The organism is Parabacteroides goldsteinii (genome assembly GCF_020091425.1).
Lineage (GTDB): Bacteria > Bacteroidota > Bacteroidia > Bacteroidales > Tannerellaceae > Parabacteroides > Parabacteroides goldsteinii.
In genome coordinates this window covers 5,277,439-5,293,262 of the sequence record NZ_CP081906.1, presented here as the reverse complement: position 1 = coordinate 5,293,262, position 15,824 = coordinate 5,277,439, and the positions used below count along the sequence as shown (strand labels likewise).

At 43.7% G+C, this 15,824-nt stretch carries 7 protein-coding genes; 4 read left to right on the top strand and 3 right to left on the bottom strand.

The window, feature by feature from the left end; translation table 11 throughout:
* Position 1: 1 nt before the first annotated feature.
* The gene (locus tag K6V26_RS22135; RefSeq protein ID WP_009860558.1) at positions 2-2,062 is read right to left on the bottom strand and encodes a sensor histidine kinase; all 2,061 of its coding nucleotides are present in this window, start codon (positions 2,060-2,062) and stop codon (positions 2-4) included.
* A 231-nt stretch (positions 2,063-2,293) separates the two neighbouring features.
* On the opposite strand from K6V26_RS22135, the gene K6V26_RS22130 reads away from it, so the two are divergent.
* From K6V26_RS22130 to K6V26_RS22115, 4 genes are all read left to right on the top strand, one after another.
* Positions 2,294-3,652, top strand: a complete 1,359-nt coding sequence (locus K6V26_RS22130) for a TIGR00341 family protein (protein ID WP_009860559.1) — start codon at positions 2,294-2,296, stop codon at positions 3,650-3,652.
* A gap of 15 nt (positions 3,653-3,667) precedes the next feature.
* Complete coding sequence (locus tag K6V26_RS22125) at positions 3,668-5,800, top strand: S46 family peptidase (RefSeq protein WP_370449547.1); 2,133 nt, start codon at positions 3,668-3,670, stop codon at positions 5,798-5,800.
* Between the two features lie 909 nt (positions 5,801-6,709).
* On the top strand, positions 6,710-10,030 hold the full coding sequence (locus K6V26_RS22120) for a SusC/RagA family TonB-linked outer membrane protein (protein WP_010801259.1): 3,321 nt from the start codon (positions 6,710-6,712) through the stop codon (positions 10,028-10,030).
* 12 nt (positions 10,031-10,042) lie between these two features.
* On the top strand, positions 10,043-11,704 hold the full coding sequence (locus K6V26_RS22115; RefSeq protein ID WP_010801260.1) for a RagB/SusD family nutrient uptake outer membrane protein: 1,662 nt from the start codon (positions 10,043-10,045) through the stop codon (positions 11,702-11,704).
* A 281-nt stretch (positions 11,705-11,985) separates the two neighbouring features.
* On the opposite strand, the gene galA is transcribed toward K6V26_RS22115, so the two are convergent.
* A complete protein-coding gene (gene galA / locus K6V26_RS22110) occupies positions 11,986-14,820 on the bottom strand; it encodes a beta-galactosidase GalA (RefSeq protein WP_224263885.1) in 2,835 nt (944 codons plus the stop codon).
* A gap of 16 nt (positions 14,821-14,836) precedes the next feature.
* Positions 14,837-15,784, bottom strand: a complete 948-nt coding sequence (locus tag K6V26_RS22105; RefSeq protein ID WP_224263884.1) for an alkaline phosphatase family protein — start codon at positions 15,782-15,784, stop codon at positions 14,837-14,839.
* Positions 15,785-15,824 lie beyond the last annotated feature (40 nt).

Sequence of the window (15,824 nt, the reverse complement as noted above, 5' to 3'; positions counted from 1 at the left end):
TTTATTCCGGTTTGATCGGGATGATCAGCGTAATGCGTAGTCCGGTTGTATAATCCGGGTCTACGTAGATCTGACCTTTCATACGTTCTGCGATCTGGCGGCAAAGATATAATCCCAATCCTGAACCGGGAACGAAATCATCCGCTTTGGTGAACCGTTCGAATATCCATTCACGTTTATCGGGCGAAATACCGCAACCGGTATCTGTGATGCTGACGATCATCCGGTTTTGTTCTTCTTCCGCTTTATAGGAAAGGACAATACTTCCCCGTTCGGTGAATTTGTTTGCATTGTTCAGCAAGTGGGCCAGGATCAGACTGAAATGGCTAGAGTTGGTAAAAGCAATATCCTTATTCCGGTCACCTTCTATTTGGTAATCGATCTCCGGTTTGCTGTTGAGTCTTTTGAGTTGTTCCATTTCACAGGAACAGAGCAGATGGATATTTACTGGTGATAAGGGCAAATCCTCCTTGTTGCTGTCCAGTTGGGCAATTTCGAGTACGCTGTTCATCATGGAAGTGATATGGTTGCAGTTCTCGAAAATGATCTTGCTGAATTCCTGCTTTTCTTCAGGCGTAATGTCTTCTGTCGTAATCAGGTCGGCAAACCCGTTGATCGCGTTCAGGGGTGTGCGGACTTCGTGACACATATTCTTAATGAAGGCATTCTTCATCTTTTCACTTTCCTGTGCTTTCTCGCTGGCGAGGATGACCAGGCGGTTCGAGTCCTGTAATTTCTTATACAATGAATTGATTTTCCATAAGCGGAACGCAACAAAGACTGCGAAATTGATAGCCAGGATAAACAAGGCCAGGAACATATATAGCTGGCTACGGCTTTTCTGTAAGTCCACTTCCAGTGCTTTCTTCTCAATAACCAGTTCGTCTACCCGTTTATTGATTTCCAGGTCTTCCAGTTTGTCTTTCATGTTTTTGAGTCGTGCCGAATCCACCAAAGCTGCGTATTCTTTGTGGGATTCATAAGCTTCCTTATATAGATGCAGGCTGTCGAGCATATCTATCTTTTCTTTGAGTGTCGAAACGACATGGTCTGATAAATCGATTTTAAAATCGGCATTGCGGAAATAATGAATAACGGAGTCGCAATATCGTATGGCCATCGGATAATCGTTGGTTGTACGGTAAAAATTCAGAGCTGTGAAGAAACGGTCATATTCGGCAGAGAAAGCAGCGTCTTCCGGATATTTCCTGTTCAGTTCCATAAAGTGCTGGAAATAAGAAGAGGCTAGGTCTTTTCCAAGCGTCTTTGCCGTAACGGCCAGAGAAGAATAGGCGTTCAGTAAATGCCGTTTGCTGATGTAAGGACGCTTTTTCATCTCTTTCGTTTCTGCATATTCTTTTTGCATTTCCAGATAGCGAAGCGCATAAGTCGCCTGGTCATTCATCGCGCCTGAATAATTCGATTCACCTGAATAGAGGGTCAGAATACTGAACGTATTTAAGCGGAATAAGTAAGAATATTGTAGCGGGATATTTTCCGACAAGTCGATGATCGCTTTAAAACGTGTGCATATACGCTTGTTCCATTCCTCTTCGTTACCCGGTTCGACCCGGTTGCCGTAAGCCATTCCGAGCACATAATTGATCGATATTTTTTCGAGGACCGAAAGATTTTTGTCTGTTTCCAGTTTAAGCCGGTATTGCTCGATCAGTTTCTTCCTGTCTTCTCCTTCGGTATAGAAAACCACGCGTACGTCGATGATTGTCTGCATATAAGTTACCAGAAAATCGCGTGCTTTGCCTTTCAGCTCGCGTTTTGCTTCTTCCATGTAAACGTTTGTGCTGTCTTTGATGTCGTTGTTGACATAAAAGCGGAGAATTTCGGTCAGGGCAGCTTCTTTATAATAATCGTTATCGTTGGCCAGTGCTTCCTTATACAGCTGTTTGGCATAGTCAACCTGTTCTTCCTGCCGGGAGATATCCATCAGGTTTGTCAATGTCTCCAGCTTTTCTTCCGGGGAGGATATTGATTTTAAAGCAACGCTTAAAGCCTCTTTGGTAGCCGTGTTGTCGGCAGCAGCAAAGAGTATATTGCCAAGCATGTATATCAGAATTAAGCAGCGTTTCATTATTTATATAAACATTTAGATGGACTCCTTTTCAAAATAATATTCTTCTTTGTGCAAAGTTAATTGAAAATCAATAAGACTTCGAATTTTATGCCGGTTATTCTTGTTCACACTTCTTATTTTTTATTTAGGGATACTATTTCTATCTTTGCACGATTAAGGTGTGGCTATTAGTCGGAGTATTTATCAATACAAGAGAGTGGGATGGAAAAAGGAGTGTTACACAAGCAAATAAGAGACTTCTTTGTTCGTAATTTTGACGTTCGCCAGGAGAAGGAAGATGAACTCGAAACGGTTGAGTCTATAAGAAAAGGTATTGAGTTTAAAGGTACTAATCTTTGGGTTTTGATCTTTGCAACATTTGTCGCTTCGTTGGGTTTGAATACAAACTCTACGGCGGTGATTATCGGTGCGATGTTAATCTCTCCGCTGATGGGACCTATCATGGGGTTCGGTCTCGGATTGGGCATCTATGATTATGACCTGATCAAGCGGTCTTTCCGTAATTTTGCGACGGCAACGGTGTTCAGTGTGATCACTTCAACCCTGTTCTTTTTGATCTCTCCGATCAGTGAGGCGCAAAGTGAATTGTTGGCGCGTACGCAACCGACCGTTTATGACGTCCTGATCGCTTTCTTCGGTGGATTGGCCGGTATTGTTGCCAGTTCAACCAAAAGTAAAGGAAATGTGATTCCGGGTGTGGCTATCGCTACGGCGTTGATGCCACCGCTCTGTACGGCCGGTTTCGGATTGGCAAGCGGGAATCTTTATTATTTCTTCGGTGCTTTTTATCTCTATTTTATCAATACGGTGTTTATCAGTCTGGCAACTTTCCTGGTGGTCCGTATACTGAAATATCCAAAGAAGATATTCCTGGATAAACAACGGGAAAAGGTGGTGACACGCTATGTCGGGGTGATTGTTTTTTTCACGATCGTACCGAGTCTTTTCCTGAGCTATAACCTGATCCGTACCAGTTATTTCAATGACCGGGTCGCTAATTTTGTGACGGAAGAACTGGCTTTTCCGAATACACAGATATTGAGTAAAACAGTGACGGATACGAGCGAGAAGAAAGAAGTGAAAGTCGTAATGATCGGTGAAAATGTGCCGGAACCCATGATCGAAATTGCCCGGACCCGGCTTCGCAAATATGGTTTGAAAGATGTCTCTCTGGTCGTCCAGCAAGGTTTCGGACAGGAAGCTACCGATATAAACGAACTGAAAAGCATGCTGATGCAGGATCTATATAAAAATAGTGAAGAAGTTCTTCGGGTACAATCCATACAGATCGATTCCTTGAAAAAGACGGTAGACCGGTATAAGAGTGCTTCGCGTATGACTTCGGAGTTGATCCCGGAGATGAAAGTTTTATTCCCGTCTGTTCTTGAAGCCTCTTGTTCGAATACCTATATTGTAAGTACTGACAGCATGAAACAGGACACAGTCATGTTGGTTTACCTAAAAAGCAAAGAGCGTATCAATGAAAAAGAACAGTTAAAGATCCGTGAGTGGCTCGGTGCACGCGTAGATGCGAAAAATATTAAATTACTAATAGAATAAAAAAGAATGAATTTTATGAAGAAGGTGTGGGCAGTTTTACTGCTTCTTGTTGCTGCAGGCCAGGTATATGCCGACGAGGGCATGTGGGTTCTGAAGGAACTTAACAAACAAAATCTGGCTCGAATCAAGGAATTGGGATTTGTCCCGTCCTATCAGCAACTTTACAGTGAAACCGACCCGTGTGTGGCCAATGCTGTTGTTATTTTCGGTGGCGGATGTACCGGTATTACCGTATCGGAAGAAGGATTGATCTTTACTAATCACCATTGTGGTTTCGGTTCTATCCAGCAGTTGAGTAGCGTTGAACATGATTATCTGAAAGACGGTTTCGTTTCTCAGAGTAAGGAAGAAGAGTTGCCCGTTCCGGGACTGAGCGTGCGCTACTTGCGTGAAACGGTTGACGTAAGCGACCGTATCAACGGTGAAATCGCCGGTATTGAAGAAGAATATCTGCGTTTGGCTGCTGCCGATTCTATCGGACAGGTCATCTGCGACTCGATCGGCAATACGGAATTCCAGGCTGCGGATGTAGTTCCTTTCTATAATAATAACAAGTATTTCCTGGTTGTTTACGATGTGTTCAACGACGTTCGTATGGTATTTGCTCCGCCCAGTTCAGTCGGAAAGTTCGGTGGTGACACGGATAACTGGATGTGGCCGCGTCATACAGGCGACTTTTCCGTATTTCGTGTGTATGCCGATGCTGATAACAAACCGGCGGAATACAGCAAAGACAACAAGCCTTACAGCCCTAAATATGTAGCAGAAGTTTCCCTTCAGGGATACCAGGATAAAGATTACGCGATGACAATTGGTTTCCCGGGCAGCACAGACCGTTATTTATCTTCCTGGGGTGTGAAACAGCGTATTGAAGACAGCAACAAGCCTCGTATCGAGGTACGCGGCATCAAACAAGCTATCTGGAAAGATGCTATGTCGGCAAGCGATGAAGTCCGTATCAAATATGCCTCCAAATATGCCGGTAGCTCTAACTACTGGAAGAATTCTATCGGTATGAACCGCGGTCTGGCTAATCTGAACGTGATAGAGCGTAAGAAGGAAGAGGAAGCTGCTTTTGCCGCCTGGGCCGGTCAGACACCTGAACGTAAAGCCAAATACGGCGAAGTGCTGAACCTGTTGGAAAAAGGATATACTTCGACGGATGAATACCGGAAAGTTTCCACTTATCTGTCAGAAGCATTTGTCAGCGGTACTGAAATTGTGCGCCTGGCGCGTATGGTACAGGGTGTGGATATAAACGGTTCTACTCCGGAAGAAATAGACATGGTCCTGAAAGACAAGATCCAGCCGTTCTTTAAAGATTACGATGCCTCCCTTGACCAAAAGGTATTGGCTGCCATGATGAAAGTGGTGAAAGAACGTGTTCCGGCTCAATATCTTCCGGATATCTATCAGAAAGTGGATAAGAAGTATAAAGGTGACTATGCAAAATATGCAGCAGACGTTTTTAAGAAGACTTCACTTTTGTCATACGACAAGATCGAGAAGATGCTGAAAGATCCGAAACTGTATGCAAAACTGAAAAAAGACCCGGCAGCCGAACTGAGTTTGTCCACGCTGATCTCTTTGTTCGAGTTGCAGCAGTTTATGGGCGATGCTCATTACGATATTGCCAAAGGCGAACGTCTGTATTTTGCCGGACTGAAGGAAATGTATCCGGAAAAGCCCCTTTCTTCGGATGCGAACTTCACGATGCGTTTAAGCTATGGTTCTATCGGAGGGTATCATCCGTATGATGCAGCCTGGTATGACTATTATTCAACGGAGAAAGGTATCTTGGAAAAAGAAAATCCGGAAGATGATGAGTTCTGGGTTCAACCGGAAATCCTGGACCTGATCCGTAGCAAGGACTTTGGTCAGTATGCCAATGAAAACGGACAGTTGCAGCTTTGCTTCCTGACAAATAATGATATTACCGGTGGTAACTCTGGTAGCCCTGTATTCGATAAGAACGCCCGTCTGATCGGTCTTGCTTTCGACGGAAACTGGGAAGCCATGAGCGGTGACATCGCTTTCGAACCCGACTTGCAGCGTTGTATTGCAGTGGATATCCGTTATGTACTTTATATGATCGACAAGTGGGGTAAATGTCCGCGACTGATCAAGGAATTGCAACTGGTCAGATAATATTGAAAGATCAACGTACTGAAAAAGCATGAAACTGTGCCAAAAGTCTTTGGCTGGTCTGTGATTGATAGGCCGGCTCCGGAAATAGACTTTTGGCACAGTTTTTTTTCTCTAATGCACTTCCAAAATGTTAAATAATGATTGTAATGACATAGTTTTTGAAGAACTATGGTATAAAATCGATGCAAATATAATGTAATTTTCTAATAAATTAATAATACACCCTTATTATTTTCACATATAGATTAAATTTTAACATAGAGATAGCCACTACCATAATGTCTGATTTACAATTACATACTATTAACAGAATACAATTAGATAACAAATGAAACAACCAAAAGTTTATTAACATTTATTTACCGTATTGAAAGTATAGAAATAAGCGACAACGCTATTCTCAAAAAATGCATATAATGTTGAAAACCAGTCGATTCAAAGCACCTTTCGCATTCAAATTCCCATCTGTTTTCGATGCTTGGAACGGAGTCAGAACGGACTCACAACGGAGTCAGAACGAAGGCAGAGTGGAGGGAAACCAGGGTCAAAACGGGTTCAGATAGGCTTTACACTGTTAAGGTATCAAAAAAAACAAGATCATCCATTGTTCATTTTATTTATGGTTATTTAGTATATATTCGCCGCAGAAGGGGATTGTTTAACACTTAGTTTGTATTTTATTCAAAAAGAAACATATGTAATCATTTCTGTCTTTTTGATAACTATTGTCACCATAGTTCTTCAAAGACAATGGTCTTTTTAATGAGTTTAAACAAACGAATGAAAAACCTACGAGTATTTCTCTATGCGATTAGCTGTGGTCGAAGTTGTTGATATTAAAAGAGCTTGCGCTCTTCTATATATTTTTAATATGAAAAAACAGAATTGTTTAACTTTTAAATTTATTTTATGTTGACAAATTCGAAACTGGTTAAAGCTTTGGTTCTGGCAACCGTATTCGGTATGGGCGGAACTATCCATGCAGCCGTAATCCCTTCCTCCGAAGGAACTATGATTACACAGCAGAAAAACAAAGTTACAGGTAGTGTTGTAGACGAAATGGGACCTGTAGCCGGTGCTTCCATTTCTGTGAAAGGTACTTCAAACGGTACGATTACCGACCAGGATGGTCGCTTTGTTTTAGATGGAGTACAAAAAGGAGCGGTATTGGTTATTTCGTTTGTCGGAATGGCTACACAGCAGATTACTTGGGATGGACATAGTGCCGTGAATGTAAAACTACTGAGCGATACGCAGGATTTGGACGAGGTGGTTGTCGTTGCCTATGGTACGGCAAAGAAATCGTCGTTTACCGGTTCTGCCTCAATAGTCAAATCCGACCAGTTGGAAAAGATTTCAGGGGCCGGTTTTGCGGAAGCTTTGCAAGGTATGTCGGCCGGTGTGAATGTCTCTAATAATGAGGGTAACCCGGGGGGCGAAACGCGTATTCAGATTCGCGGTATAGCTTCCATGTCCGGAAAGTCGACACCTTTGTATGTGGTAGACGGCATGCCTTATGATGGTAAGTTGACCTCTATTTCGCCTTCGGATATAGAGTCGATGACGGTATTGAAAGATGCCGCGGCAGCTTCGTTGTATGGTTCGCGTGCAGCGAATGGGGTAGTGGTAATTACGACAAAGAAAGGTAAATCGGGTAAGCCTGTTATCAATTTCAGAGGAGCGTGGGGTACTTCCGATAATGCGGTGGCTAACCCTAAAAAGGCAGATCCTTACCAGCAAATGACCAATTTGTGGCGTGCCTTATATAATGATAAGTATTACGTGGAAGGGATGAGTAAGCAGGATGCAGGCGATTATGCGTCGGCAAACTTGTTGTCGCGTGCTGTAAATCCACGTGTAAATTCAAAAGGCGAAACGGTTTATGTAACCCCGTTCAAATGGACCGGCGATGCTTCGAATTATGTATTGCATGATGGAAATGGCAACTGTTGGGCTAATCCTAATTTGGAAATGGTTTGGGATGAAAGCGATTATGACTGGTACGGGGCTGTTTTCTCACGTAAGTTGCGCCAGGATTACGGGCTGGATGTCAGTGGTTCGAGCGATAACGGGAAAACAAACTATTATACTTCTATTTCTTATTTGAACGATAAAGGGTATGCCAATAACCAGTATTACAAGCGTTACTCATTCCGTGCGAGTGTGACTTCGCAAGTGATGGATTGGCTGCAGATGGGAGGAAATTTGGCTTATAGCTATTCTCGCCAGAATGTTTCGGGGGCAAACCGTGCGTTGGTTTATTCAAACACGTTGAATTCGCCTTGGTTAAGAAATGAAGACAATACGGATTGGTATCGTTCGGAGAAGACCGGTATGCGTATGAACGATTACGGTGTGAACAGTCGTAATTTCTTCGGAATCCATGTCTTAAACGGGGCCGGCGATTATTGGAATAACCCCAATGATGATAATTTCAGCAATAAAGAGGGAGGTATGTTGACGGCCCATTATTTTGCCGAATTTTCTTTGCCGTTCGATATTAAGTTTAAGACGAATGTGAATCTTGACGATATCCAGGAGAATGGCTACGGGTATAGCTCGGCCGTGCATGGTTCGGGGCAACAGAAGCCTTTTGGCGTGACGGTTATGACCAATGGTGGAGATGCCACACGTGAAAACTGGAAAACAACTTCTGTTACATGGAATAACTTGCTGACTTGGAATCGGTCTTTCGGCGAACATAATTTGGATGTATTGTTGGGGCATGAGTTATATTCTTATAACCAGCAATATAATTATGGTTATGGTGAGGGCATCATGCAAATGGGACAGTATGAACTGGAATCAACGACTGCAAACTGGAGCGTAAGTTCTTACCGTAATCGTTATTCTTTGTTGTCTGTTTTTGGCAAGATAGACTATAATTTCCAAAACAAATATTATTTGTCCGGTTCTATTCGTCGCGACGGTTCTTCACGCTTCAGTAAAGACAGTCGTTGGGGTAACTTCTTCTCCGTAGGTGCTTCTTGGAGAATTTCGAAGGAGAATTTTATGGAAGATATCGATTGGGTTGATAATTTGGCGTTACGTGGTAGTTATGGTACTTCCGGTAACGATAAGCTGGTGCCTCGTAATACAAGTAGCGGTACTGCAGGAGATGAAATTTTATATGCTTATCAAGCCTATTATACTTCTGCTGATTTTTATGGTGCTGCCGGATATAAGCCGCGTACGATTGCTACACCTAATTTGAAGTGGGAACGCAACGAACAGTATAATATAGCGTTAGATTTCAGTGTCTTAAGTCGTTTGAGCGGAACGATTGAGTATTATTCCCGTAGTTCGAAAGATTTGTTGTATTACAGGAATTTGCCGTTATCCGCACAGGTAGGTGATGCTGCCGGTTATAACACCAATATGGGAAATGTGCGTAACAGTGGTTTGGAATTGACACTGAGTGCAGTAGCCGTCAAGACCAACGATTTTCAGTGGAACATTGATTTTAATATGTCTACCTTGAAGAACGAGGTGACATATCTGCCGGGTGGCTCTTATACGTATGCGAACCGTGGTGCAACATATAAATTGGAAGAAGGACGTTCTTTATATGAATTTTATATGCCGAAACATGCCGGGGTAAATCCGGATAATGGTAACAGAGTCTATCTGATTAAAGACGATAATGGTGGTTGGAAAACTACGGAAAATTATTCAGACGTCACGATGGACGATTATCAATGGTGCGGCTCTGCGATACCGAAGGCATTCGGTTCTTTGACCAATACGTTTACATATAAGGGATTTGATCTTTCTTTTATGTGGTATGCTTCTTTGGGGTCGAAAATGTACGATTATGTATGGTTGGAACGTACTGCCGGTTTGGATGGAGTAGGCATGATTATGGATCAGGTGGAAAGCAGATGGGAAAAGCCGGGTGATGTGGCAGAATTCCCTCGTTTGTCTTCTGCGAATGCCTCTTTGAACGTAAAAAGAACGGATTTCTTTATTCATAATAATGATTTCTTGCGTTTGAGAAACCTCAATTTAGGATATACCTTACCGAAGGCTTTGACCAAAAAAGTCGGGGTTTCAAATGCCCGCGTATATATTTCAGGCGATAACCTGTTGACGTTTGGTCCTGCCGCAAAACGTCATTCGGAACCGGAAACAGGTGTTATGGGTAACAACTATAATGGTAATACCGAAACAGACAACGGTATCCAGGGGTCAAGACGAGTTTATATGTGTGGTATTCAGGTTTCATTTTAATAAGAGTTTGATATGAAAAGAATATATAAAAATATGAAGTTTGTTGCTGTTGCTCTGTTGGCTTTTTCTTTGAGTAATTGCAATGATGAATTGACAACAAATTCATCGACTGATATAGATGAGAATACGATTTTGGGAAGCACTACGGGGCTGAACATGGCTTTGAATTCGGCTTATAAATATTTGTTGATGGGTGAACAAGGTGGAAGTAGCCAGAACGATGCTTGTTATGCTGGCGTAACCGGTCTGTGCATGTATTACGATTTGCCTGGTGCGGATATTATGAGTACGAAGAACTATGGCGGTTCGGTAGAGGATAGCTATCGCTTGACGGAAGGACGTACACAGGCCGCAGGAGATTATTCTAAACGTATTTGGACGAATATGTATAAGATTATCAACCAGGCGAATATTATTATCGATGCACTTCCGGAGGCTTCGGGTGATGAATCGGAAAAGCCGGTTATTAAAGGACAGTGTTTGGCCATGCGTGGAATTTCTTATTTTAACCTGTTGTTAAATTATCAGCAGACTTATGCGATAGCCAAGGATAAAAGAGGAGTTATCTTGCGGACTTCTTCCAGCGAGCCTGATTCCAAAGGGTTCTCGACTGTGGAAGAATGTTATAAGCAAGTGCTTGATGACTTGACGGCAGCCAAAAGCTTGCTTGCTTCATATGACCGGGAGGAACAATGGAAACTTAATGTGGATGTGGTTTCCGGTTATTTGGCTCGTGTTTATCAGGTAATGGGTGATTGGGATAAAGCTTTGGCTGAGGCTAAAAGTGTTTATGACAAGTATAATACGTTGATGAGCAAAGAGGAATGGTGCAGCGGATTCGATAATTTGTTATCGGATGGTTGTAAAGAAGTTATTTGGGGGCTGAATTTTACTAATTTGTCGAATATTAGTTCGAATACTGAATTCAATTACTGGTATAATCAGGATCCGAGTTATGGAGAAGGTATGACAGACGGTCCGATTTATAGTTTTATCAATTTGTTTGTAGACGATAAATTCGTTCAATTGTTTGATGAAACAGATTTTCGTGGTAGTAAATGTACAAAGACCGAAAGCGTAACGGACGATGATGTTAAGTCGGTAATGTTCTGGCACCGTACAGCTAATGGAGACAAAGAGATTGCTGCTAAATGGGCTTACAATAAATTTAAATATTATGGAGATGCCAATGGTGCTCCGCAGGGACATACTTATCCGGAGTTTTCATTAATGCGTTCTGCTGAAATGTTATTGATTATGGCAGAAGCGGAAGCGAATCTCAATAATACGGCAAATGCATTAACTTATTTGAATACACTGCAGAGTGCACGTAACGTTGCGAAGCCTACAACTACAACGGCTAAAACAGAGTTGTTGGAAAGTATATATGTAGAACGCCGTAAAGAATTGTTGGGCGAAGGGGTGACTGGTATGTATGATTTGTTGCGTTTACAAAAACCTTTGTATCGCTATGGTGCAACAGCTTCAAATCCGGCCGGGCATTTTTCTTTAGGTATGACTTATTTGGATAACTATAATGCAGCAGATGCTGAACCTTATGGATATCTGCCGTCAAATGATTATCGTTTTCTTTGTCAGATTCCTCAGTTAGAGTTTACTAATAATGACGCAATAGATGCTTCAAAGGATCAGAATCCTTTCCGTGGACAATAATAATGTTGGAGTATGTTTTAAAAAGGAAGATGGGATAAATTAAATAACGTTTTCTATAATGGGGCTGGTTTTCATTTGAGACAGCCCCGTTTTTGTTTTTCTTTCTTTGCATCCTGACATCTGACCTGCGAGTCCGAAATTACCCAAGAATACCAGATGTACATTTTCTGACGTAACATAAGATATTTTGATTGTGGATGGATACGCACGGCCATATGGCGATCGTCCTCCTCTGTCGTGATCAATTCCGGAACTATCGGGCGTAACCTGGATGATCTTGATTACGGAATCATTCGTTTGGTACGTACCGTCACGTTTCCTTTTAGACCGACGGCTTCGCCTGTCGTGCCGTTCAGCAGAACGCGCAGGTCACATCTCTCTTTTGCGGCAGGGAATTCAACGGTGAAGTCTTCTTGCTTATCTGTCGTTTTTGAACCGATCAGTTGACCGTTGAGCCAGATTTCGGCTTTTCCTGTCAGTTGTTTGAAGAGGATACTTCCGCCTTCTTCCCGATGAGCCTGGTAAGGATTGAATGTCGCACGTAAAATAACGAAATTGGCATTCTCCAGTTTGATCAGGTTGCCGCCTGAAACGGGTTGCCAACTGTTCATATCATTATCGGCTATCTGACGGGTGGCGTCGGGTTTCTCGGTGGAAAGGGGAGAAGCTACCCATCTATTCAGTAACATCGGTGGATTTTCTGCCGCAATGGAGGGGATAGGGGGTACCTGCTCAGCATTGATCGTGATCGTAGCCGGTTTTAATCCCGGAGTAGAGGCTGTCAGGGTGATTGGACCCGAACCTTCTTTGCTCTGTATGATGACCTGTGCCAGTCCGTAGAACAGACTACGTTTATTTCCCTTTTCCGGCTCGTGACAGTTCGGATTACCGTTTCCTACACCGATGATTTCGGCAGGGCCTGTCAGGGTGAATTCCATCATGTTATTGGCTGTCGGTACGTGACGACCTTTGGAGTCTACAACCTCCACGGTTATCGGCATAGCGTCCCGGCCATCACCTGCCAGGCTGTTACGGTCAGGCGTCAGGCGAACCTGGACGGGCTCTTTAGTTGTCTCTACTTTGGTACGTGAGACGATCTTTCCGTTCTTGTAGCCGATGGCTTCCAGCTTGCCAGGTTTATAAGGAACAGACCAAGTATTCATTTCGTACGGATCTACCACTTGTTCGGATATTACTTTGCCGTTCAGTAATAACTTTACTTTATCTGCGTTGCTCAATGCCATTACTTTGATAGGCTTTCCGATGGAGTCGGCAGGCCAGTTCCAGTGAGGCACCAGTTCCAAGACATCTTTATCCTTTACCCATTGTGCCTGATGCAGGTAATAAGCCATTTTGGGGAATCCGCATAAATCCATGATACCGAAGAAAGAGCTGACTGTAGGCCAGCGATGCGGAGTCGGTTCGCCATGATAATCGAATCCGGTCCAGTAGAAGCACCCTGCCATCCAGGGGCGTTCAGCCACGGCTTTCCAGGCTCTGCGGTGGGTAGCTCCCCAGTCCGCACATTGTGTATCGTATGAATCCATCAGGTTTTTCGACCTGTCTGTTACATATTCACCCCGGATCATAAAGGCGGAACCATCTTCTGAACTGGTCAGAGGCAGGTCCGGGTTTTCTTCGTGGAAACGGTCGTAACTTTCGATCTGATAATTGAATCCTCCGACATCTACCGCCTGCGATACATTATATTCAGAGAAGAATCCTCCGTTCATCGCAGCTGTTATAGGGCGTGTCGGGTCCATCTTCTTCACTACGTCGTACATGCGGCGAACCATTTCAACCCCGTTTTCCGTGCCCTGCATCGGTTCTTCGTTGAAAACGGACCAGAGGATTACGCTCGGACAGTTACGGTCGCGGCGTACTTGCCACTCCAGTTGACGAACATATTCGGGTGAAGTGTTGAACAATCTGTTTTCATCCAGTACCATGATACCTATGCTGTCGCAAGCAGCCATAAATTCTTTGGCAACCGGATTATGAGCAACACGATAGGCATTGACTCCCATCTCTTTTAGTTTGCGCAGGCGGAATTTCCACAAAGCATCCGGAACGGCGACACCCACACCGGCATGATCCTGATGGTTACAAACGCCTTTTATCTTGATATTCTCTCCGTTCAGCCAGAAACCGGTGTTATTATCGAAACGGATGGTCCGGAAACCACATTTGGTTTCGGCTTCGTCCGTTACAGTACCGTTTTGCTTTACAATGGTTTTGACTTTATAAAGTGCGGGACTGTCCGGTGACCAGAGTTGAGGGTCTGAAACTGTCATTGATAAGTTTGAGATCCCTTCTCCCAATGCTCCGACAGAGAGTTTCTGGGTTTGTGTCGTGATCGATTTGCCATCCGGGGCAAACAAAGAAACTTCTACTTCACTATTGGCAGGTAGTTTACCTGAGTTATATAAGGAAACCTCTACAGGTATTTCCCACTGGCTTTCGGTCTTCTTTACAGGATTGGCAAAGACACCATCTGTGATAATATGCAGCGGCGAGCGTTTTACCAGCCAGGTGTGGCGGTAAATTCCTGCTCCTTCATACCACCAGCCTTCTTGGGCTTCTGCATCTACGCGTACGGCAATGGTATTCACATCGTCACCATATGTTGCATACGGCGTGATGTCGATATACATGGATGTATAACCGCACCAGTTGCGATGCAGTACGGTTCCGTTAACCCAGATCGTGGCATGTGTGGCAATACCGTCGAACTGTAATTCCAGGTGCTTCCCTTTATCTTCGGGAGACAGTTTGAATTTACGGCGGTACCAGCCGAAACCGCGGTCGTAGTAACCCTGCGAAAGGTTGGCTTCCGGGTTTACCCGTCCTTCGATCGCCCAGTCATGGGGGATGTCTACGATACGCCAGGAGGAATCATCGTAGTTCGGGGAGGCGGCTCCACTCACGTATCCGGCTTTAGCGTTCCGGTAAGTCGCGTTATGTCCTTTAATAATCGGGTAGGGGATATCTCCCTTATGGAAACTCCATCCTTTGTCTAAAGACAGGACTTCGCGGGTGGTTACTTTTTCCTGTGCATAAGCCTGCAAAGAGAAGCCGATACACAAAAGAAGTAGAAAACTTTTGAGTGTTGTCATAGTTTTTGTTATAGAATTATTTGAATATTGTCTCTATCACCTCGCCTGTCCAGGATAAGGGTTGTTTTACTTTGAACAGGTGCAGGATGATGGCTGCTGTGTTTACTGTGTTATTAGCTTCCGTGATCTTGAATCCTCTCTTTATTCCCGGCCCGGTGATACCCCAGGGGACAATCATTTCGTCCGTATTTACTCCGCCATGCCCGTATTCGATACCGCCATGATCTGTCAGGAACATGAAATGGGTATCTTTGTATAATCCTTCCTGTTTCATCTTGTCGATGAATTTGCCGATTTCCACATCCGCCTCCTCGATGGATTGTATGTATTCCGGAGACATCCATTTATGTTTGTGCCCGGCATGGTCGGTATGTACGGAATAGAGGAATATCAGTGTCGGATTTTTCCGGTTCTCCATCAGAAAAGAAAGCGCTTTCTCGTAGTTCGGCACGTAGGCATCTTCTTCCAGGTAGCTGACTTCATCCAGATACTGTTTATTGTATGGGTAGAACAGGTTGATCCAGTTATAATAGAAAGCTGTTTTTGCCTGTGGAAGTGCCTCTTTTAATACTTTGAATACGGAAGGGTAATATCCTTTGCTATCTGTTTCAATCGCAGGTAATACGAATTTGGAGATTTCCCAGCTATTATCGACTACACCATGCTGTTCGGGGCCGCTTCCGCAAAGATGGCTGGTCCAGTTAGGCAATGTCACCGAAGGCATGACCACACGTGTATCCAGCGAGAGTGAACCTTCGGCCATCAAGGCATCCAGATTCGGAGTTTTTGCCTTCAGGTATCCGTCTACACAGATTCCGTCAAGTGATATTAAAACAATACGTTTTGCAGTAGGCGCATTTACTTTGGCAGTAACTGCCGATACAGGTTGGGTAATGGAGGCAGTGCCTAATGCGACAGCTCCCGCCAGTCCTTTTTTGAAGAAGTTTCTTCTTGAGTTTTTCATATTTTCCATGCTGTGTTTATAAGTATAAGTAAGAAGATCA

What these genes read in the sequence shown, in the direction of transcription:
- galA (WP_224263885.1), bottom strand. Translation starts at nt 14,820, where the DNA reads ATGACAACACTCAAAAGTTTTCTACTTCTTTTGTGTATCGGCTTCTCT.
- K6V26_RS22130 (WP_009860559.1), top strand. Translation starts at nt 2,294, where the DNA reads ATGGAAAAAGGAGTGTTACACAAGCAAATAAGAGACTTCTTTGTTCGT.
- K6V26_RS22125 (WP_370449547.1), top strand. Translation starts at nt 3,668, where the DNA reads ATGAAGAAGGTGTGGGCAGTTTTACTGCTTCTTGTTGCTGCAGGCCAG.
- K6V26_RS22120 (WP_010801259.1), top strand. Translation starts at nt 6,710, where the DNA reads ATGTTGACAAATTCGAAACTGGTTAAAGCTTTGGTTCTGGCAACCGTA.
- K6V26_RS22105 (WP_224263884.1), bottom strand. Translation starts at nt 15,784, where the DNA reads ATGAAAAACTCAAGAAGAAACTTCTTCAAAAAAGGACTGGCGGGAGCT.
- K6V26_RS22115 (WP_010801260.1), top strand. Translation starts at nt 10,043, where the DNA reads ATGAAAAGAATATATAAAAATATGAAGTTTGTTGCTGTTGCTCTGTTG.
- K6V26_RS22135 (WP_009860558.1), bottom strand. Translation starts at nt 2,062, where the DNA reads ATGCTTGGCAATATACTCTTTGCTGCTGCCGACAACACGGCTACCAAA.